Origin of the sequence: Xanthobacter sp. (genome assembly GCF_041911315.1) — a bacterium.
Classification (GTDB): Bacteria; Pseudomonadota; Alphaproteobacteria; order Rhizobiales; family Xanthobacteraceae; genus Xanthobacter; species Xanthobacter aminoxidans.
Map to the genome: position 1 here is coordinate 1 of NZ_JAYRPE010000002.1, position 20,145 is coordinate 20,145.

At 66.7% G+C, this 20,145-nt stretch carries 21 protein-coding genes and 1 pseudogene; 3 read left to right on the forward strand and 19 right to left on the reverse strand.

The window, feature by feature from the left end; translation table 11 throughout:
* The 7 genes from ACE3QW_RS00545 to ACE3QW_RS00575 form a co-directional block, all read right to left on the reverse strand.
* The coding region (locus tag ACE3QW_RS00545; protein WP_374250003.1) for a hydantoinase/oxoprolinase N-terminal domain-containing protein at positions 1-1,049 on the reverse strand (1,049 nt) is incomplete at its 3' end.
* 33 nt (positions 1,050-1,082) lie between these two features.
* Entirely contained in the window at positions 1,083-2,177 is a 1,095-nt protein-coding gene (locus ACE3QW_RS00550; RefSeq protein WP_374250004.1) for a DSD1 family PLP-dependent enzyme, read from the reverse strand.
* A complete protein-coding gene (locus tag ACE3QW_RS00555) occupies positions 2,174-3,586 on the reverse strand; it encodes an MmgE/PrpD family protein (RefSeq protein ID WP_374250005.1) in 1,413 nt (470 codons plus the stop codon). Before ACE3QW_RS00555 ends, ACE3QW_RS00550 begins: the two co-directional genes overlap by 4 nt.
* A gap of 8 nt (positions 3,587-3,594) precedes the next feature.
* Positions 3,595-4,350: an ABC transporter ATP-binding protein gene (locus ACE3QW_RS00560; protein ID WP_374250006.1), complete on the reverse strand. Its 756-nt coding sequence runs from the start codon at positions 4,348-4,350 to the stop codon at positions 3,595-3,597.
* Position 4,351: 1 nt separating this feature from the next.
* Entirely contained in the window at positions 4,352-5,407 is a 1,056-nt protein-coding gene (locus ACE3QW_RS00565) for an ABC transporter substrate-binding protein (RefSeq protein WP_374250007.1), read from the reverse strand.
* Positions 5,408-5,437: 30 nt separating this feature from the next.
* Positions 5,438-6,193: an ABC transporter permease gene (locus ACE3QW_RS00570; RefSeq protein ID WP_250164866.1), complete on the reverse strand. Its 756-nt coding sequence runs from the start codon at positions 6,191-6,193 to the stop codon at positions 5,438-5,440.
* Complete coding sequence (locus ACE3QW_RS00575) at positions 6,190-7,005, reverse strand: ABC transporter permease (RefSeq protein WP_374250008.1); 816 nt, start codon at positions 7,003-7,005, stop codon at positions 6,190-6,192. The genes ACE3QW_RS00570 and ACE3QW_RS00575 overlap by 4 nt, the downstream gene beginning before the upstream one ends.
* A gap of 45 nt (positions 7,006-7,050) precedes the next feature.
* Here ACE3QW_RS00575 and ACE3QW_RS00580 point away from each other — a divergent pair, with 45 nt between their 5' ends.
* Entirely contained in the window at positions 7,051-7,866 is an 816-nt protein-coding gene (locus ACE3QW_RS00580) for a GntR family transcriptional regulator (RefSeq protein WP_081837540.1), read from the forward strand.
* Between the two features lie 160 nt (positions 7,867-8,026).
* Here ACE3QW_RS00580 and ACE3QW_RS00585 read toward each other — a convergent pair whose 3' ends face one another.
* The 6 genes and pseudogenes from ACE3QW_RS00585 to ACE3QW_RS00610 all read right to left on the reverse strand — a co-directional run bounded on the left by ACE3QW_RS00585 (position 8,027) and on the right by ACE3QW_RS00610 (position 13,555).
* Entirely contained in the window at positions 8,027-8,728 is a 702-nt protein-coding gene (locus ACE3QW_RS00585; RefSeq protein WP_374250009.1) for an ABC transporter ATP-binding protein, read from the reverse strand.
* Entirely contained in the window at positions 8,728-9,486 is a 759-nt protein-coding gene (locus ACE3QW_RS00590; RefSeq protein ID WP_029556551.1) for an ABC transporter ATP-binding protein, read from the reverse strand. The genes ACE3QW_RS00585 and ACE3QW_RS00590 overlap by 1 nt, the downstream gene beginning before the upstream one ends.
* Positions 9,453-10,355, reverse strand: coding sequence for a branched-chain amino acid ABC transporter permease (locus ACE3QW_RS00595; RefSeq protein ID WP_374250031.1), 903 nt, complete (start codon positions 10,353-10,355; stop codon positions 9,453-9,455). Before ACE3QW_RS00595 ends, ACE3QW_RS00590 begins: the two co-directional genes overlap by 34 nt.
* Positions 10,356-10,520: 165 nt before the next feature.
* Positions 10,521-11,429: pseudogene (locus ACE3QW_RS00600) on the reverse strand (branched-chain amino acid ABC transporter permease); the annotation flags it as partial.
* Positions 11,430-11,476: 47 nt separating this feature from the next.
* Positions 11,477-12,640: an ABC transporter substrate-binding protein gene (locus ACE3QW_RS00605; RefSeq protein WP_250164862.1), complete on the reverse strand. Its 1,164-nt coding sequence runs from the start codon at positions 12,638-12,640 to the stop codon at positions 11,477-11,479.
* 93 nt (positions 12,641-12,733) lie between these two features.
* Positions 12,734-13,555: a phytanoyl-CoA dioxygenase family protein gene (locus ACE3QW_RS00610; protein WP_024278070.1), complete on the reverse strand. Its 822-nt coding sequence runs from the start codon at positions 13,553-13,555 to the stop codon at positions 12,734-12,736.
* Positions 13,556-13,819: 264 nt separating this feature from the next.
* Between ACE3QW_RS00610 and ACE3QW_RS00615 the strand changes: the two genes are divergently transcribed.
* Positions 13,820-14,389, forward strand: coding sequence for a TetR/AcrR family transcriptional regulator (locus ACE3QW_RS00615; protein WP_374250010.1), 570 nt, complete (start codon positions 13,820-13,822; stop codon positions 14,387-14,389).
* Here ACE3QW_RS00615 and ACE3QW_RS00620 read toward each other — a convergent pair.
* From ACE3QW_RS00620 to ACE3QW_RS00645, 6 genes are all read right to left on the reverse strand, one after another.
* Positions 14,373-14,564 (reverse strand): hypothetical protein, encoded by a 192-nt coding sequence (locus ACE3QW_RS00620; RefSeq protein WP_374250011.1) that lies wholly within the window; start codon positions 14,562-14,564, stop codon positions 14,373-14,375. The genes ACE3QW_RS00615 and ACE3QW_RS00620 overlap by 17 nt on opposite strands.
* Positions 14,565-14,654: 90 nt before the next feature.
* Positions 14,655-15,587, reverse strand: coding sequence for a carbon-nitrogen hydrolase family protein (locus ACE3QW_RS00625; protein ID WP_374250013.1), 933 nt, complete (start codon positions 15,585-15,587; stop codon positions 14,655-14,657).
* Between the two features lie 5 nt (positions 15,588-15,592).
* Positions 15,593-16,279 (reverse strand): flavin reductase family protein, encoded by a 687-nt coding sequence (locus tag ACE3QW_RS00630; protein ID WP_029556545.1) that lies wholly within the window; start codon positions 16,277-16,279, stop codon positions 15,593-15,595.
* Positions 16,280-16,377: 98 nt separating this feature from the next.
* Positions 16,378-17,430, reverse strand: coding sequence for an ABC transporter substrate-binding protein (locus ACE3QW_RS00635; protein WP_374250014.1), 1,053 nt, complete (start codon positions 17,428-17,430; stop codon positions 16,378-16,380).
* A gap of 2 nt (positions 17,431-17,432) precedes the next feature.
* Entirely contained in the window at positions 17,433-18,275 is an 843-nt protein-coding gene (locus ACE3QW_RS00640; RefSeq protein WP_029556543.1) for an ABC transporter ATP-binding protein, read from the reverse strand.
* Between the two features lie 10 nt (positions 18,276-18,285).
* A complete protein-coding gene (locus tag ACE3QW_RS00645; RefSeq protein ID WP_250164857.1) occupies positions 18,286-19,104 on the reverse strand; it encodes an ABC transporter permease in 819 nt (272 codons plus the stop codon).
* Between the two features lie 292 nt (positions 19,105-19,396).
* Between ACE3QW_RS00645 and ACE3QW_RS00650 the strand changes: the two genes are divergently transcribed.
* On the forward strand, positions 19,397-20,140 hold the full coding sequence (locus ACE3QW_RS00650; RefSeq protein WP_245279313.1) for a TrmB family transcriptional regulator: 744 nt from the start codon (positions 19,397-19,399) through the stop codon (positions 20,138-20,140).
* The last annotated feature ends 5 nt before the right edge of the window (positions 20,141-20,145 follow it).

Below are 20,145 nucleotides of genomic sequence, written 5' to 3' on the forward strand. Positions count from 1 at the left end.
CCGCCGCCGGCGCCCACCTCGGCGATGTCGATGGTGGGCACTTGCACCGGATAGCCGGCGCCCTTGATCATGCGCGTGCCCAGCGCCGCGCCACCGCCCACTTCGGTCTCCGGGCACAGCGAGAAGGCGTGCTTTTCGATGACGGTGGCCTTGGCGGTGGTGCCGCCCATGTCGAACACCAGCATGTCGCCGATGCCGATCTTCACCCCCAGGCGCTGGCCGCCCAGCACGCCGGCGGCCGGTCCGCTCTCGATGATGTCGATGGGCTGGCGGGCCACCACGTCGCCGGGCGAGATGCCGCCCGAGGACTGCATGATCATCAACGGAGCCTGGATGCCGAGGCGATCGAGCCGGGCCTTGAGGGCCGAGACATAACGCTCCACCACCGGGCGTATGTAGGAGTTCACCACCGTGGTGGAGGTGCGCTCATATTCGCCCAGCTGCGGCAGCAGGTCGACCGAGGCGGTCACCGGAACACCCGGCAGAAATTGGCGCAGCATCTCGGCGGCGCGGCGCTCATGCGCGGCATTGGCGTAGGAATTGATGAAGGTCACCGAGATTGCCTCGACACCTTCCGCCGCGAACACCTTGGCGGCCGCGGTCGTCGCGACCTCGTCGAGAGCGGTGATGACGCTGCCGTCGGCGGCGATGCGCTCGTCCACCTCCAGGCGCAGGTGGCGATCCACCAGCGGGGCGGGCTTCTTGTAGGTCATGTCATAGAGCTTGGGGGTGCGGAAGCGGCCGATCTCCAGCACGTCGCGGAAGCCGCGCGTGGTGAGGAGGCCGACCTTGGCGCCCTTGCGCTCGATGATGGTGTTGGTTGCCACTGTGGTGGCGTGGACGAACTCGCGGATCTGCGACGCGGCGATGTTCAGCTCGGCCAGCAGCGCCGAGACGCCGGTCTCGATGCCCTCGCTATAATCGGGGGGGGTGGACAACACCTTCTTGCTGAAGATGGAGCCATCGGTGCTCATCAGCACCACGTCGGTGAAGGTGCCGCCGATATCGACGCCGAGACGATAGGACGGGTCTGCCGCTGCGCGTGTCATACAAGTCTCTGATGCTGGTTGGGGGATGGCGCGTCAGCGCAGGCGCGCGGCCCGTGGAATGCGCCAGATGTGCGCGATCTGCCCGGCTCGCAGGGCATGAATCTCGTCATGGAGATGGACGGTGGTGTCGGCATAGCCGACCACCACCCGGATGCGGTCGCCGACGCGCGGTTCCTCGCTCGGCCCCTGCAATTCGATCTTGCCGTGCTCGGCGGAAAACCCCACCGAGGCGACCGGCGGCAAATCCAGCGGAAACGGCATGCCGGCATCCGTGCTCATGGCCTTCTTGCCGGCATCGCAGATCACCCGCTGCGGCGTCGGCCGGCTGGTGACGGTGGAGAGCACGGTCAGCCCGTAGTCCAGCGGCACATTGTAGATGGTCCGGTAGCGCACATCACCGAAGATGCCGCCGCCAGCCTGGATCTCGGTCACGCCGGGAATGCCGGCGGAGGTTTCGAACGTACCGGTGCCGCCGCAGCTGACGATGGCAATGGGAAAGCCCGCCGCGCGGCACAGGTCGGCGCTGCGCACCAGATCGCCCACCGCCTGCGCGATGGCGGCGCGCTTCTCGGCGGGGTCGCGAATGCGGGTGGTGTGACCCTCCCAGGTCATCACGCCGGCCAGCTCCAATCCGGGATGGGACGCGATGATGCGCGCCAATTCAACCACCGGCGCGCCGGGCAGCACCCCGGCGCGCCGCGTGCCCGTATCCACTTCGATGAGCACGCGCAGCCGCATGCCGGCGGTCTGTACGGCAGCGGCCAAGGCGGCCACATTGTCCGGTCCGTCCACCGCCACGGCCACATCCACCTGCTGGCGCAGGGCCATCAGCCGGGCGATCTTGAGCGGGCCGGCGATCTGGTTGGCGATGAGGATGTCGGTGATCCCCGCCTCCGCCATCGCCTCGGCCTCCGACAGCTTCGCGCAGGTGATGCCGATGGCGCCGGCGGCGATCTGTAGCCGGGCGATGTCGGGCGACTTGTGCGACTTGCAATGGGGCCGCCAGCCGACGCCGGCCTGCCGGCAACGCGCGATGATGCGCGCCATGTTGGCTTCCATCACGTCGACGTCCACCAGCAGGGCCGGCGTATCGATCCCGTCGAGCGGGGTGAGAGCGTGCGGCGTCATGCGGCGCGCCCGTTCTGGCGGCACCTGAGGAACAATGCGATGAGATCACGCGCCGCCGGCGCCTCGTCCACCCGCATCACCTGTTCTTGAAGCGCAGTCGCGTCATCCGGTGCCGTACCGAAGCCGTGCTCCAGGCAGGCGCGGAATTTTGCGAACACTTCCTCTTCGCTCATCGGCTCGTCGGGTGCGCCCTTCATGGTCCAGCGGGTGCGCTCCAGGGTGCGGCCATCCTTCAGATGCAGCCGCACGCGGGCCGGGGGGACGGCGGTGGGCTCCATGTCGGCGGCGGCGATGGTCTCGAACAGCGAGCCGAAGGCCACATCCGGTGCGCGGATGCGACCGGGCGTGAAAGTGGGGATGGTCACCTTGCCGTCGATAAGTGCGGCGGCGAAGGCATAGGCCGCATTGAACTGGGCGTGGACCACCGGATTGTGGTGGTCCTGGTCGAACGGCGAACCGACGATCTGGCGGTTCACCTCGCTGAGCTCGATAGTGCCTGAAGCGATGTGGGCGCCGGTGATGCCTTCTGCACGGTAATCGAGCGCGATCTGGATGACCGTGTGGACGCAGCGGCAGCACGGATAGGGCTTCATGCTGAGTTCGCGTACGCGCCAGATTTCACCGATCCCGTCGGAGAGGATCTCGGGCCGCACCTCGCCGCGCTCGTAGAGCTCGAACAGGCCCGCCTTGCCCTCTAGGAAGCGCCAGGGGCCGGTGACGCCGTGCCGGGCCATCTGCGCCGCCAGCACGCCGGACCGGGCGGCGAAGCCCGGCCCGATGCGCTTGGCGAGCGCGCCGTCGGCAATGAACTGCGTCGTGCCGCTCAACTGCACGAAGGCCAGCGCCATGGCGTGCAGGGTCTTCTCGGCGTCGAGCTTGTACAGCTTGGCGACGGCGGCGGCGGCGGAGATGGTGCCCAGGGCCGTGGTGGGATGCCAGCCCTTGCCCAGCGAATTGTAGCAGGCCAGGCCGAGCCGGCAGAACACCTCGACACCCACCGCGATCGCGGCGAGGGCGTCCTTCCCGCTGATCTTTCGCTCAGCTTCCAACGCGGCCAGAACCGCCGGCAGCACCACACAGAACACGTGGACGCGGGCGGGGTCGTGCTGGTCGTCGAAATCCAGGCTGTGCGCGGCCGCACCATTGGCCAGCGCCGCGGTGACCGGATTGGCCGTGCGCCCGCTCAGCAACAGCGTGGACGTGCCATTCGCTTCCCATTCGGTCAGCGCCGCCTGCAACTCCGCCATGCCGGGAGCCTTGGCGGCACCGCCGATCACGCCCAGCGTATCCAGGGTGAACAGCTTGGTGAGCTGCACCACGTCCGGCGGCAGGTCCTCGAAGCTAAGGCGCGCGAGATCGGCAGCGAGGCGTCTGCCGATGTCCGGTGTGCCGGGGGTGTGCATGCTCATGATATCGCTCAGGCCTTGATGTCGTGGCGAAGCAGGTCCGAGATCTCGCGGCGCAGCTCCAGGAATTCCGGGGCGAGCTTCATGTCTTCCCTGCGGGGACGCTCGAAGGGAACGGTGATCTCCTTCAGCACATGCGCCGGGCGCTTGCTGAAAACGAGGATGCGGTCGGCGAGATAGAGCGCCTCCTCGATGCCATGGGTGACGAACAGCACCATCTTGCGCTCGGCTTCCCAGATGCGGACCAGTTCATCCTGGAGGATGTCGCGGGTCTGGACGTCGAGGGCGCCGAACGGCTCGTCCATGAGCAGCAAGGAGGGTTGGATGCAGAAGGCGCGGGCGATGCCCACCCGCTGCTGCATGCCGCCGGACAATTGATGGGGCCATTTGTCGGCGGCGCCGTCGAGACCGACCATGTGCAGATAATGCATGGCGCGGCGTGTGCGCTCGGCCTTGGAAACGCCCATCACCTCCAGCCCGAAGGCCACGTTCTCCAGCGCCGTGCGCCAGGGAAACAGATCCGATCCCTGGAACACCATGCCGCGTCCGCTGCCGGTCCTGCCGGTGATGTCCTTGCCGTCCAGCACGACACGGCCGGAATCGGCGCTGACCAGGCCGTTGATGATCTGCAGCAGGGTGGACTTGCCGCAGCCCGAGGGGCCGAGGAGGGCGACGAACTCGCCCTCCTGGACCTCCAGCGACTGGTCCACCAGCACCGGCAAGCCGGCGAACGACTTCGAGATGTTCGAGACCGTGAGATGTGCCATGTCAGGCGAGCTCTTTGATCGCCTGTTCGAGATAGGTGCGGTCGATCAGCTTGTTGAGGTCCACCGTGCCGTTCAGCGCACCGGCCGCCTTGTAGACCGGGATCACCTTGGCGACGTCGTCGGGGGTCAGCGTCTCCATCTTCGGTGGGAAGGCCTTGATGTCCTCGGTGAGCGTCTTCCAGATCGGCTTGAGGAAATCGTCACCTGCCGCCTTCAGCTCCTTCGAGGAGGCGTACTGGCCGACCTGCGCCTTGTACCAGGCATAATCCGCATCGGTGCTGCGGAAGGAGGTCAGGACGGCCTTCAGCAGCGCCACGGCGGCGAGCTTGTTCTCATCCTTCTGGAGCCAGGCGCCGGTGGTCATGATGACCGCGCTGAACCAGTTGGGATATTCCTGCCACGGGCGCACCAGGATCTGGTAGTTGCCCCGCTCCTTCAGTTGCGCGGCCTGCTCGATATGCATGGGCACCGCATCGACGCGACCGGCGAGCAACGCGCGGGCGCGGTCGCCGGAACTGCCCATCTCGATGAAATTGACCTTCTTGGGATCGATGTTGCGCTTCTGCAGGACGCCGATCAGCATCACGTACATGAAATCGCCGATGGAATTGACGGCGATGGTGCCGCCGTTGGTGGCGATTTCTTCCAGGCTCTTGGTCTTGTCGGCATTGACCACGATCACCTGGGAGGTGTTGCTGTAGGACAGGCCGATGATCTTGAGGTCCGCGCCGGCCTCCGCGGCGGCGAGGGTAGACGCCACGTCGGCGTCGCCGATGTCCGCGGAGCCGGCGATCACCTCCTGGGCGATCTGCGGGATCTTGGCGGTGGGGCGCACCTCGGCGTCAGCGAAGCCGCTGATCTTGCCGAGCTGCATGCGCAGCGCCGCCTGCATGGGCACGTTCACAGCGGCGGCGGAGGCCAAGGTGTTGACCTTGAGCACGCGGGGTGCAGCCGCAAAAGCCTGGGACACCGGGCCGAGGGTCAGGATGCCACCAAGGGCGGCGCCGGCGGAAAGGCTGGTGCGCAAGAGGTCACGTCGGCTGAGCATATCGAACATGGAAGGTCCCCTTTTTATTGGAAGGCGTCGTCAGCCGCCGGTCTGGCTCCGGTACCAGGGCGCCGAGCGGTGCCCGATCCAGCGCAGCACGCCGGTGGCGCTGATGGAGATGAGCATCAGCATCACGATCAGCGCGAACAAGGGCGCGGTGGACAGATCCAGGCCCGCATCGTTCAGCAGCCCGCCGAAGCCGGCGGAGATGAACATTTCCGCAGTGACCATGGCGCGCAACGCGTGGACCAGGCCAATACGGGCGGCGATCAGCACATAGGGATAGAGGGCCGGCAGGATGACCATCCGGAACCGCTGGAAGCCGGATGCATCAAAGGCGCGGGCCACGTCCAGCAGGCGGGGCGACACGCCGCGCGCGGCCTCCGTCATGGTCAGCACCACGTACCAGACCGTGGCGACGAACACGATGGACGTGCAGAATAGAACGCCCCGTCCCATGAGGATGATGAACAGCGGCACGATGGCCGCCGCCGAAACCACGATGAACAACGAGGCCCAAGGCTTCACGATGGCCAGCACGAGGTTCGAGCGGCCCATGGCGATGCCGAGCGGGATGCCCACGAGCAGTGCCGCCGCATAGCCGATCAGCATCTGCCACAGCATGGACCACAGCGCCGGCCAGAAGGCCCCCTCGCGCAAGGTGGCGACCAGGCTGACGGCGGCCTGCACCGGGGTTGCCACCAAGGCCTCGCCGAGCCGCATGCCGGCGACCTGCCACAGGGCGAGAACAATGAGAATGCCGAGCGCGTTGACCGCCAGCGAGCGGGTCCTCATCGCCGGCCCTCCGGCCGCCAGATGCAGACGCGACGCTCAGCCAGCAGCAGCAGTTCCTGCAACGCCAAGCCCAGCAGGCAGAGTACCGCAAGTATACCCAGCACTGCGGCGCTATCGAGCCGCACGGCGGACTGCTTCATGATCGCCCCGAGATTGACGGCGGCGAGAAACAGTTCGGCGGTAATCATGGCGTTGACCGCGCGCACCACGCCGATGCGCAGCGCCGTAAACAGGAAGGGCAGGCTTTCGGGCAGCAGCACCATGCGCACCTGCTGCCAGGGAGAGGCGCCGAAGGCCCGGCCCACGGCGAGAAGCCGGGGGTCGGCGTTGCGGGCGCCAGTGCTCACCACGATGATCATGTCGAACACGCACATGATGACCACGAGCACCACGCGGGCCTCGAAGTAGAGGCCGCACCAGATCATGATGAACGGGGCCCAGGCGACGCTCGGCACCGCATAGATCAGGTTCACCACCGGATCGAGCAGATCGTTGACGAAGCGCATCCGGCCCATGAGCAGGCCCACGGGCAGCGCAATGGCACAGGCGATGACATAGCCCAGCGCCATGTGCTGCAAAGAGCCGCCGAGCGCGCGGGGCAGCTCCATGGAGAGCGTCATCTGCCACAGCCGGGCCAGCACTTTCAGCGGCGAGGCGAGGACAAAGCTGGAATATCCTTGCGCAACCAGTTGCCACACAAGCAGGCCGGCCACCAGGGACGCCAGATACACGATGCTGAGGGAGCGCTGCCCCAGGCGCGCCGGCAGCTTGCGCGGCGCGGGCGGCTGGGAGGGGACGGCGACGTCGCTCATGGGTGCATCGGCCTCCAGCTCTCGGGGCGCGGTGCCGCTGGCAATATGCGGCTGAAAGTGATCCTATATGCGTATCTGACTACGTGTCTAGTTGGCTATGCAGCTTTTCGGGGGGCATTTTTGTCTCAAGCCGATTTCATTCCGCTCTACGTGCGGATTCAGCGCTTCCTCCGCGAGGAGATCGAGTCCGGCCGGTTGGCGGAAGGCGATCGCACGCCGTCCGAACCCGAACTGGCCGCGCGCTTCGACACCACGCGCGCCACCGTGGCGCGGGCGTTCCAGCAATTGGTATTTGAGGGCGTCATCGTGCGCCGGCCGGGCAGTGGCACGTTCGTCGCCGCGCGCCCGATCAGCGCGCCCATCGATCTCACGCGGGTCCGCTCCTTCGAGGAACAGCTCTCCGCCAAGGGCGCCAGCATCGATTATGAGATGATCGGCTTTTCCCATCGTGCCGCAACGGAGGGGGAGGTCGAGACGCTGCATCTCTCCGCCAAGGCCAAGGTCTATGCGCTGGACCGGCTGCGCCTCGTGGGCGGGCGGCGCATGAGCTTGGAATGCCGCATCATTCCCGATGAACTGGGCCGGCGCATGACGCTGGACATGCTGCGTACCAAGTCGATCCATCGCATCCTGGACGAAGACTTCGGCCTGCGGGTGCACCGGGTGGAAGGCAAGATCCGTGCGGATCTCGCCAAGCCGCAGATCGCGGAGAAACTGAACGTGAAGCGTGGTAGCGCCTTGCTGATCCGCGACTATGTCCTTTTCAGTGCCGATCGGCGCCCGCTGATCACGGGAGAGTCCTTCTACCGGAATGATTTTCAGATCGACTATGTGGTTCAGCAGCAGCCCAATGGCTCTTGACGGCGCGGCATTCCTGGCGAGCCAAGCCAATGCCGGATTCCACATGGAAAACAACTGCGCGCCCGTGATGCGGGGCAGTTACCGCGGCAGCTGTTTGGTCCAATTGCGCGTAGCGGCTTCAACCGGTTCCGGCTTCATTTAAAAGGCCACCAGACTGCCGTCAGGCGCTGAGGAAGCGCATGCGCAGGGCCTCGTCGGCCATCAGGTCCTGCGAGCTGCCGCTCCACACGATGCGTCCCTTCTCCAGGATGTGGTGCCGATCGGCGAAGCGGCACAGCATGTCGATATTCTTGTCGATCACCAGCACCGACTGGCCGCGCTCGCGGATGCGCACCAGCGCATCCCAGATCTCGCGGCGGATGCGGGGGGCGAGGCCTTCCGTCGCCTCGTCGAGAATGAGCAGGCGGGGATTGGTCATCAGCGCACGGCCGATGGAGAGCATCTGCTGCTCGCCGCCGGAGAGCAGGCCGGCGCTGCGGCGGGCGAGGGTGGCGAGCGCCGGGAACAGGCCATAGACCGCCTCCAGCGTCCACGGGGATGGTGCCCGGCCGCGGTTCGCCGCCGTGGCGACGAGGTTTTCCTCCACGGTGAGGTTGGGGAACACCTGCCGGCCCTCGGGCACCAGCGCGAGACCGTTGCGCGCGACCTTGTAGGCCGGCAATCCGGAAATGCGGGTGCCGCGGAAACTGATGTCGCCCTGGGTGAGGGAGACGAGACCCATGATGGCGTTCACCGTCGTGGTCTTGCCCATGCCGTTACGGCCCAGCAGCGTCACCACCTCGCCCTCGGCGATGGCAAGGTCGACGCCGAACAGCACCCGGCTTGAGCCATAGGCCGCTCCCACCTGCCGCAGCTCCAGCATCACAGATCCTCCCCTTCGCCGCCGAGATACGCGAGTTGCACGCGCGGATCGGTACGCACCACTTCCGGCGGCCCGTCCGCCACCCGCGCGCCGGAGGCCAGCACGAAGACCCGGTCGGCGAGGCTGAAGACCGCCTCCATGTCGTGCTCGACCAGAAGAATGCTGAACCGCCCCTTCAGCCCGGCGATGAAGTCGATCATGCGGCGCGCCTCGGCAATGCCGAGCCCGGCCATGGGCTCGTCCAGCAGCAGCACCCGCGGCTCGACGACGAGGGCCATGGCGATCTCCAGAAGCCGCTTCTCGCCGTGGGAGAGCTGGGACGCCGGCCGCTCGGCGCACTCCGACAGGCCGAGGCCGGCGAGTTGCGCCTGCGCCTTGCGGCGCAGCGGCGCTTCGTCCGCCACCTCCCGCCAGAAATGGAAGCTGTGGCCGGCGTGGGCCTGGGCGGCAAGCGCCACGTTCTCGACGACGCTCAGCTCGGGAAAGATGCTGGCGATCTGGAAGGAGCGGGCGATCCCGAGCCGTGCGCGCGCATCCATCGGCAGGCGGGAAATGTCCCGCCCCTCGAACAACACCGCGCCGGCATCGGGGCGGAGCGCACCGGAGAGGAGATTGACGAAGGTGGTCTTGCCCGCGCCGTTGGGGCCGATCACCGCCACCAGCTCGCCGGCGGCGAGGTCGAAATCCACCGCATCGACCGCATTGAGCCCGCCGAACCTGCGGGTCACGCCCGCGGTCTGAAGAAGGGTCTTGCCCATCGGAATGATCCCTTGAGAACAGGCGCAGGCTGCCCTGCCGGACCCGGCGCGAACAGGGCGCTGAGCCCGCCCCGGCCGAGGAAGACGAGGAGGATGAGCAGCGCGCCGAAGCCGAGCCGCCAGTGGATGGTGAGATCGGAGAGATATTTCTCGATGCCGAGATAGGCGAGCGCGCCGATGATGGCGCCGAAGGGCGTCGCAAGTCCGCCGGCCACGACCATGATCATCAGCTCGGCCGAGCGGGTCCAGTCCATGTATTGCGGGCCGACGAACTCCGCCGCATTGGCGAGCATCGCCCCCGCCAGCCCGCACACCGCCGCCGAGAGCACGCAGGCCGCGAGCTTGTAGCGGAAAGTGGGAAAGCCTGCCGCCTCCATGCGCCGCTCATTGATGCGGATACCCTTCAGCACCGTGCCGAAGCGCGCCCGCGCGAGGCGCATGTTGAGGCCGGCGAGCACCACCAGAAGGGCGAGGGCCAGATAGTAGAACTGCCGGGAATCATAGAGGTCGACCAGCCCGCCGAAGGTGCTGCGGACAGCGAGGTGCATCCCGTCGTCGCCGCCATATTCGTAGAGGCTGGAGGCGCCGTAGAACATCATCTGCGCGAAGGCGAGGGTGATCATGATGAAGAAGGTGCCGGAGGTGCGCAGCGCCACCACCGACAGCGCCGCGGCCAGCAGCGCCGAGAGGCCCATGGCCAGCGGCCACTGCACGAAGCCGCTCTCCACCCCGGCATCCGCCAGGATGCCCACCACGTAGGCGCCGATGCCGAGATAGAGCGCGTGCCCGAAGCTGACGAGCCCGGTCTGGCCGAGGATGAGATCGAGGCTCAGGGCGGCGATGGCGAAGATGATGACGCGCAGCCCCATATCCACCCAGAACGGCTGGTCGGCGATCCCGGCCACCAGCGGGAGCAAAAGGAAGGCGCCGCAGAGGAGACCGATGGCCGGCACGCGCCAGCGGGCGAGCACGCCGGGGCGGGAGGGGCCGTGTTCGGACGCTTCCGGGGGCGCCTCGGGCCGGCGCAGGCCGGCGGCCGGGATGAGCCCCTGCGGGCGGAAGAACAGGATCACCGCCATCAGGATGTAGATGAGCATGGAAGCCAGAGCCGGCGCCACGGTGTTGGCGGCCACCGGCGAGAGGACCAGCGCCATGAGATCCTTCAGATAGGCCCGGCCGATGGTGTCGATGACGCCCACCAGCAGAGCCGCCACGAAGGCCCCCTTCACCGATCCCATGCCGCCCACCACCAGCACCACCAGCGCCAGGATGAGCACGTTGTCGCCCATGCCCGGATAGACGGTGAGGATGGGCGCCGCGATGTAGCCCGCGAAGCCGGCCAGCGCCGCGCCGATGCCGAACACCACGGCATAGATGGCGCCGATATTGACGCCCAGCACGCTCGTCATCACCCGGTTGCTGGCGCCGGCGCGGATGAGCATGCCCATCCGCGTCCGGCCGATGAGGACATAGAGCAGTCCTGCGATGGCAAGGCCGGCCCCGATCATCGCCAGCCGGTAGGCGGGATAGGGCGCGCCGGGAATGAGCTCCACCGATCCGGCAAGAAAGGCCGGGATGGGCGCGTGCAGCGGCTCCGGCCCGAACACCATCCGCGTCGCCTCGTTGAGCACATAGACGAGGCCCACCGTGCACATCACCTGGTCGAGATGGCTGCGGGCATAGAGATGCCGGATCACCAGCCGCTCCAGCACGAGGCCGATGACGAAGGTGGCAAGGCCCGCCGCGACGAAGCCCGCCACGAACGAGCCCGTGACCAGCGCGAAGGTGACGCCCAGATAGGCGCCGAGCATGAACAGGGAGCCGTGCGCAAGGTTCACCAGATTCATGATGCCGAAGGTGAGCGTGAGCCCCGCCGCCATCAGGAACAGGATCACCCCGAGCTGAACTCCGTTCAGGAGTTGCTCGACGAACAAGAGTTGCATGGCCGCCTTCCCGCTGTGTCAGGAGTTCTTTTCGAGATCATCCGCGATCACTTCAGCGGGCATTCCTGGTAATAGGCGTCCTTGGCGTCGGTCATCACCTTCTCGACGGTCTTGGTGACAAGGGTGCCGTCCTCAGCCTTCACCACCTCGCGGACATAGTAGTCCTCGATGGGGAAGTGGTTGGTGTTGAAGGCGAACTTGCCACGGTTCGAGGCGAAGTCGGCCTTCTGCAGCGCCTTTCGGATGTCGTCCTTCCGGCTCATGTCACCGCCCACCGCCTTGACCGCGCTGGAGACGAGCAGAATGGAATCGTAGGCATGGGCGGCGTAGTCGTTGGGCAGGACTCCGTTCTTCTGCTTGAAATCGGAGACGAAGCGGGCGTTCGCGGCATTCGGCAGATCGACGCTCCAGACATTGCCCGAGCGCACGCCGATGGCATCGTCGCCCACCGCGGGCAGCGTCGCCTGATCCACGGTCCACACGGTGTAGAGCGGGGTCGACTTCGCAAGGCCCGCCTGGGCGTATTGCTTGACGTACTGCACGCCCATGTCGCCGGGGTAGAAGATGAACGTGGCTTCCGGCGCGGCGGTGCGCAGCGCGCTCAGCTCGGCGGCGAAGTCCACCTGTCCGAAGCGCGTGTAGACCTCGCCCACGAGGTCGCCCTTGAAGTTGCGCTTGAAGCCGGAGACCATGTCCTTGCCGGCCTGGTTGTTGACCGTCATGACATAGACGCGCTTGACGCCGAGCTTCTCGAGATAAGCGCCGAGCGCCTCGGCCTGCTGGTCGTTCTGGGACGACACGTTGAAGAAGTTCGCCGAGCAGGACTTGCCGGCGATGGGCGCCGGTCCCGAAATGGGCGAGATCACGAAGGCATCGGTGCGGGCGAGGCCGCCGTGCACTGCCATCATCTCCGACGAGAAGACGGGACCTACGAGGAAGTCCACACGCTTCGACTTCACCATCTCGTCGGCCAGTTGCTTGGCCACGTCCGCCTTGCCCTGGCTGTCGCTCCAGAAAAACTCGACCTGCTGGCCACCGAGCTTGCCGCCCTCGTGGGCGACGGCGAGTTCGATCGCTGCCTGCATCTGCTTGGCGAGCACCGCGCCGACGCCGGTCTGGGGCAGGATGACGCCCACCTTCACCGGATCGGCCAAAGCGGGGGCGGCGCAGAGAAGGGACAGGGCTGTGCTGAAAAGAATGCTGGCTTTCATGGAATGCGCTCTCGGTTTCAAAGGGGGCAGACGGACGCGGCTTCCAGATGGCTGAGACTCCGGCCGCGGCATGAGCCGGGCCGGAGGAAAAAATCAGGCGAGGCGCGCGGCCTGAACGGTCGTTGCGTCGTCGCGATAGCTCGCCCAAACCTCCTCCATGAAGGCGAGGCTTTCAGGGTCGAGATCGAACCGCGGCTCGGGGTCCTGGTCCCAGTGGCCGTGGCGATCTTCGCCGGCGATGAGCAGGGCGGAACGGCGCCCCAGCATCGAGCGGCAATGGGCCGGCATGTAGAAGAAGGCGATGCCGATGCGCCGGTCGTCGGACATGTTGGCGGGCGATCCATGCACCGTGCGCTCGTGGTGCATGGAGAACTCGCCCGGCTCGAGCGGCATGTCGACGGCGAGGCTCTCGTCCACCGTCACCTTCTGGCCGCGCGCCAGCAGGTTGTCGGCATCGAACGTCTCCTCGTGGACGAGATCCGGGCCGAGATGGCTCTTCGGGATAACCTTCATGCAGCCGCTCTCGGTGCTGGCACGCGACAGAGCGAGCCAGACGGTGACTTCCTGGTGCGGGTTCAGCCCGTAATAAGCGGAGTCCTGATGCCAGGAGACGAAGCGCGGATCACGCGCATTCTTGGCGAAGGCGGACGAGCCGAAGAGCAGCACGTCCGGCCCCAGGATGGCCTGGACGGCCGACACGATGCGCGGGTGCCGCGCCAGCTCCACCAGCCATGGGAAGGCGAGATGCGCCTTGATCTTGAGGCGCTTGTTGACCTCCTCGCCCGACTGGGCCTCGAAATCTTCGACTTTATTGCGATAGAGGCGCGCCTCTTCCGCGCTGATGGCCCGGACCGGACAGAGGTATCCCTCGGAATTGAAATGCGCGACCTGTTCGGGGCTGAGCACGCCAGTCATTGCGCTTCCTCGCTGTGTTTGCGTATGCCTGCGCATGTGCAGGCGGTTTCGGGGCTTCACAGGAAGGCGGCGCCGGCCGACGCGCACCATGGGCTTCGCTCTCTGAATCCGGATAAAAGCGACAGTGTGTAGTTTTAATCAGCCCGGTTGATTGTCAAGTTGAAGGGCCGGCGATAATCTGGGCACAATCTCGATGATGGGCGTCAAAATTTGAGCACGAGCAATAAAACCGTTCGCCGCCGCGGTCGCCCGCAAGGTGACGAAGTGAAGATCGCCATCCTCAAGGCAGCGAACGAGCTGCTCGAAGAGCAAGGACTTTCGGGGTTTACGATCGATGCCGTTGCAACCCGGTCGGGTACGGCGCGCTCGTCCATCTACCGCTGGTGGCCAAATCGGGGGGCTCTGGCGATCGCCGGCTTTCTCGCGGAGACTGCCCAAAAGATCGGCTACCCGGTGACGGCCTCGGCCGTTGCCGACGTGAAAAGCCAGATGATGCGGGTCGCCGAGGTCTACGGCCAGAAGGTCGGACGCACGATTTCCGCGCTGGTGGCCCAGGGCCAAAGCGATCCGGAGGCGCTGCGCGCGCTTCTGGACGGCTATGTGCTGCCGCGCCGGGAAGAGGCGAAGAAGGCCCTCCTGCGCGGCATCGCCAACGGCGAACTGCGCGCCGATGTCGATCTCGACGTGGTGATCGATGCGCTCTACGGGCCGATCTGGTACCGCATCCTCGTCCCGCACGCGCCATTGACGCCGGAATGGGCCGGGCACCTCGCCGATTACGTCTTCGACGGCCTGCGGCCGGCTGCGGCGGGCGTCCTCAGCGCACGCGCATGAGTGACCAATTCAAGTTCGGATCGATATGGAGCTGCTGCATCACAGGCAGGAAGACGGGGACCACCACGAGGATGGTCGAGATGCCCTCAAGCATCGCGTGCGGCACCGTCAGGCAGTCCGCACCGTTCTCCTGCGAGCCCAGTGACGGCCTGACCGATAGACCCACATATCCCATGTGGCTCTATCGGATCGACGGGGCCTGCTCCGTCCTCGGCATCGCTGGCGAACCCGCGCGCCGGGGAGCGCAATTTGCTGAGCGACGTGCCTAGCCTTCGCCGCGGGCGATGACTGGGAGCTGTGGCGCTTCGTCGACATCGAGGCTGAACAGATCCGGCCGCGCATAGTGGCCGATGGGGTCGAAATCTAGCTTGGCGCCGATGATGTCGTCGAGGTCGACATCGGCAGTGAGGATGCCTTCCTCGTCGAGCAGCGGGCCGGCCAGCACTTCTCCCAGCGGACCCACGATCACCGAGCGACCGTGCATCATCCAGGCATCGGAAGCGGCCTCGATGCGGCTCGCGTAATCTTCAGGGAAGTCGGAGCGACGCATCACCTGGCAGGCGCTGATGACGAAGCAGCGGCCCTCCATGGCCACATGCCGCATGGTGGAGATCCAGGTCTCCCGGTCGTCGGCGGTGGGCGCGGCCCAGATCTCGACGCCCTTGCCGTAATAAGCGGCGCGCAGCAGCGGCATATAGTGCTCCCAGCAGATCGCCCCGCCGAGCTTGCCGTAGGGCGTATCGACCACGGTGAGGGTCGAGCCGTCGCCGAAGCCCCACACGAGGCGCTCCGAGCCGGTCGGCATCACCTTGCGATGCTTGCCGAGCAGTCCCTCCGGGCCGAGATAGAGCACGGTGCAGTGAAGCGTTCCGCCGTCGCGCTCGATGACGCCGACCACCACATGGATGTCGTGCTCCGCGCAGGCCGCGGCGAGCTGGTCCACTTCCGGTCCCGGCACCGTGATGGCGCCGCGCACGTAGCGGACGAAATCCGCCCGCCCCTCGGCCGTCCGCCGGCCGACGCTGCAGCCGAAATCCAGCCCCTTGGGATAGCCGCCGATGAAGGCCTCGGGGAACACCGCGATCTTCGCCCCAGTGGCGGCGGCTTCGGCGATGAGGGCGACGGTACGCTGGGTGGCGGCCGGGCCGTCGAAGGGGATGGTTGCAGCCTGGACAGCGGCCACCTTGATGCTGGGCATTTCGCTCATTCCTTGTTGTGTGCTGCGCCGTTCCACAGCGGGCGATCGAGATCGAAGAGGTCGCGCGTGCGCGTGTAGGCCGTCGGGCCGTGCATCCGGGCGACGAGATCGAGGGCGAGGCCGTCCACCCGCGGCCGGGCTGGATCGCCGGTCAGCACATGGGCGGCATAATGGGCGTGCAGCACCTCGCCGACGACCAGAAGCTGGCCTGGGCCGGTCTCCAGCAGATGGGTCATCCGGCATTCGAGGGCGACGGGGGATTGCGCGATGCGCGGCGGACGCACGCCGATGCTGGGGACGGCCGAAAGGCCCGCCAGCGCGATCTCGTCCACCTCGGGCGGGGCATCCACGCAGGTCGCGTTCATGGCCTCGACGAGAGCGTGGGGCACGAGATTGACGACGAATTCCCCGGTGGCGCGGATGTTGGCGGCCGTGTCCTTCTCCGGCTCCGGCCGCGCGAGGATGCCGAGCGCCACCACCGGCCGGTCCGCGCCAAAGACGTTGAAGAAGGAATAGGGCGCGGCGTTCACGACGCCATCGGCACTCATGGTGACGACCCACGCGATGGGTCGCGGCAGGACGGTGGAGGCCAGCAGCCGGTAGCGCATCTCGGCGGAGAGGAGGCTGAAGTCGAAATGGCGCGTGGCGGGGCCATCCGGGGGCGCCGCGGCCTGTGTCTGGGTATCGGTCATGATGTCCCTGCGGCCGGCGTCAGGCGCTCCGGCCAGCTGGCGGACGACGGCCCTCGCGCGGGGCGGGGCCATCGTCTCCATGGTGACGGACGGCGGCCTCAGGCGCGAAGGATCTTCACGCTCTTCACATCGAAGCTGCCGGCGGCGATCTCCTTGTCCACCTCGCCGGCGATGGCCGTGTTGATGAACTTCGGCACGTCGGGCATACGTGGCAGGAGCTTGGCTTCCACGCCCCATTTGGCGAGGGTTTCCATCTGCGCGATCTGGGCCGGAGAGAGGGCGACCTTGATGTCGGTGAAGGTCTTCGCGCTCCACGCCGGATCGTAGCTCGACGCCTTCTGGAGCACCGGCTCGGGAATGTTCTTGGCCGGCTCCAGCGAGCGGAACCAGCTGTTCGCCAGATCATTGTTCTGCGCGGCGAAGAACAGCGCCTGCGCATTGGCGAGCAGCAGACGGCGCAGCACGTCCGGCTTCTGGACAAAGCGGTTGTTGGCGGCGAGCACGATGACCGGGCTCAGGTTTTCCGAGACGACCACGGCATTGCCCGTGCTCTCGAAGAAGCTCACGAAGGGGTCATAGGTGAAGAACGCGTCGATGCGCTGGGCGCCCACGGCATCGGCCAGTTCCGCCGGGCCGACGTTCACGAAGGTCATGTCCTTGCCGGGCACGAGGCCGGCCTTCAGCACGGCGTCCTGCGCATTCTGGAAGGCGGTGATGCCGAAGGTGCCGTAGACCTGCTTGCCCTTCAGGTCCGCCATCTTGGTGATGCCGGACTTTTTCGTGGCCAGGACGGCCGAGCGGAAGCGGGCCTGGGAGGACACGGTCGTCACCGGCGCGCCGATGGCCATGGTGGTCACGGCGGCGAAATCGGAGAGCGTGCCCACGTCACCCGCGCCGGAGACCAGCGCCTCGGTGATGGCCGGCGAGGCGGCGAGCTGGATCATCTCCATCTTCAGCCCGTTGCGGGCGGCGATATCGGTGCGCATCAGCACGTGGGCGATCTGGGCCGACACGGTGGTCGTGTTGAACCAGCACATGCGGACCACGTCCCCATCCTGCGCGCGCAGGATGGAGGGGGCGGCCAAAGGAAGGGTGGCGACGAAGCCTGCGGCCAGCTGGCCGAAACGGCGGCGTGAAAGTCCTGAGGTCATGATTATTCCCCTTTTTGCCATTCCGGCTTGAGCGTTTCCCACAGGTCGTTGACCGTGGAGACGAACCATGGATCGGAGCGCATCTCGGCCGTGCGCGGGCGCGGCAGCGGCACCAGAACCTCCTCGCGCACCCGCCCCGGACGGGGGCTCATCACCACCACGCGGTCGGCCAGGAACACCGCCTCATCGATGCCGTGGGTGACGAAGATCACCGTCTTGCCGGCCTCCGAGGAGATGCGGGCGATCTCCTCCTGCAGCAGCACGCGGGTCTGCGCGTCGAGGGCGCCGAACGGTTCGTCCATCAGGAGGATGTCGGGATCGGGCGCGAGCGCCCGGGCGATGGCGGCGCGCTGCTTCATGCCGCCGGACATCTGGTGCGGGAACTTGTCCTCGAACCCATTGAGCCGGACCATGGCGATGAGCGCGCGGGCGATCTCGGCCCGCTCAGCCCTGCCCATGCCCTTGGCCTTGAGCCCGAATTCCACATTCTGCTGCACCGTCATCCAGCCGAACAGCGCGTAGTCCTGAAACACCACCGTGCGGGAGGGACCGGGCCGGGTGATCGGCCGGCCATCCTGGAGCAGTTGCCCGCTGGTGGCGGACTGGAAGCCGGCGATGATGCCGAGCAGCGTGGACTTCCCGCAGCCCGACGGACCCAGCAGCGAGATGAACTCGCCGCGGCGGATGCGCAGCGTCACGCCATCGAGCGCGACGACGGGCTCCTCGGTCTTGGACCCGTAGACCTTCCCGACATTGCGGATGTCAATCTGCACGTCCTCGGGGGAGAACTGGGAGGAGAGACCGGAGGAGATGGCGGGAGAGATGAGTGCGGCGTTCGCGGTCATGGCTCGTTCCTCAATTGCGCTCGGAGGGCGCCCAGGCATTCACCCGCCGCTCGATCCGCTCGAGGATGGCCGACATGGCGAAGCCGACGAGGCCGATGGTGACCATGCCGGCCACCACGTTGTTGATCTGGAACAGCATCCGGGACTGCTGGATCAGGTAGCCGAGGCCGGTCTGTGCAGCGATCAGCTCCGCCGTCACCACGCACATCCAGCCGACGCCGAGGGCGATGCGCAGGCCCGGCAGGATGATCGGCAGCGAGGCGGGGATCAGCACGTCCCAGAACAGCTGCCAGGGCTTGGCGCCAAGGCACAGGGCCGCATTCATCTGGTTGCGGTCGAGGCCACGCACCGCGGTGTAGGTGGCGACGAAGGCGGGAAAGACCGCGCCGAGGAAGACGAGGAAGTAGGACGCGGCATCCCCGAGCCCGAACCAGAGGATGGTGATGGGGATCCACGCCAGCGGCGGGATCGGCCGCAGGGCTTCCACCACCGGCCGCACGAAATCCGACACCGAGCGCCACCAGCCGCAGACGAGGCCCAGCGCCAGCCCGACCACACAGGCGAGCAGGAAACCAACGGCGACCCGCTGAAGGCTGGCGGCGAGATGGATCCACAAGGAGCCATCCACGGCCATGTCCCATAGCGCCTGCGCCACGGCGAATGGCGACGGCAGGAGGAAGCCATCCACAAGCCCAAGCCCCGTCACCGCCTGCCAGAAGGCGAAGAAGGCGGCGAGGCCGAGGCCGGCGCGGACCGACTTGTCGGCGAGAAGCCGCGACCAAGGCATCTTCCGCGTCGCCGGCACCGACCTGTCGGGAACCGCCGTCATTGCGCCCGCTTCAGCGTTCGCTCCCATCGGAACATCCTCCTTCAGCCCGCCTGCCGGCGGCTCGTCCGTGCGATCAGCCATGGCCAGAGGCTAAGATATGTCGGTCAATTCCGTCAATTCGCCAATGCCGGAAAAATGGTGATTGATCGGGCAGCAACGCTGACGAATGCGATCAAAGAGGCGGCAAGCCGCACATTCTTTAAGCGCAGACATCGAATTTTTATCGGCTAAAACCGATGCTAGACCTCACCGGCCAGATCGGACATGGTGCATCCATCGGGGGAAAGTGACAGTGACGGCGGACATCGAAGAGAAGCTGGCCCGGATCGGCATCACCGGGACGCTCTACAAGCTCTATCTGACGGCAGTCGGCCTCGGCGGCGCCTCCATCACCGAGGTCGCCGCGAAGGCGGGCCTGGCGCGCACCACGGCGCACGACGCGCTGGCGAAGCTGGAGGAGGAGGGGCTGATCCGGTTCGTCGACCAGGGCAAGCGGCGCTTCGTGGTCGCCCAGGACCCCGGCGTGCTGCTGGAGCGCATCGAGGCGCGCCGGCAGATGCTGGAAGACGTCATGCCGGTCCTGCGGTCCATGTATCACCACGAGACCGGCAAGCCGAACGTGCGCTTCCATCCCGGCCCGGAGGGCATCCGCACCACGCTGTGGGACACCCTGTCCGGCGGCGACACGGTGCTGCGGGCCACCCTCTCCATGAAGGAGTTGATGGCCGAGCCGGGGCTCGACGAGATGGAGCGGTACCTCACCGAGCGCGCGCGGCGGGGCATCTGGCTGCACGTGATCCGCTCGGCGGAACGCGACATCGCCCCCATCTGGCCATCGAGCGACGAGCAGCGGCGCGAACTGCGCTACGCGCCGCCCGCGCACCAGCTGGCGATGACCTGCTTCATCTATGGCAACAAAGTCGCGCTCATCTCGTCCGCCCGCGAAAGCTACGGCATGATCATCGACAGCGCCGAGTTCGCCGCGTTCCAGGCGTCGATGTTCGACGCCATGTGGAGCCTCAGCATCCCGACGTGAGGCGG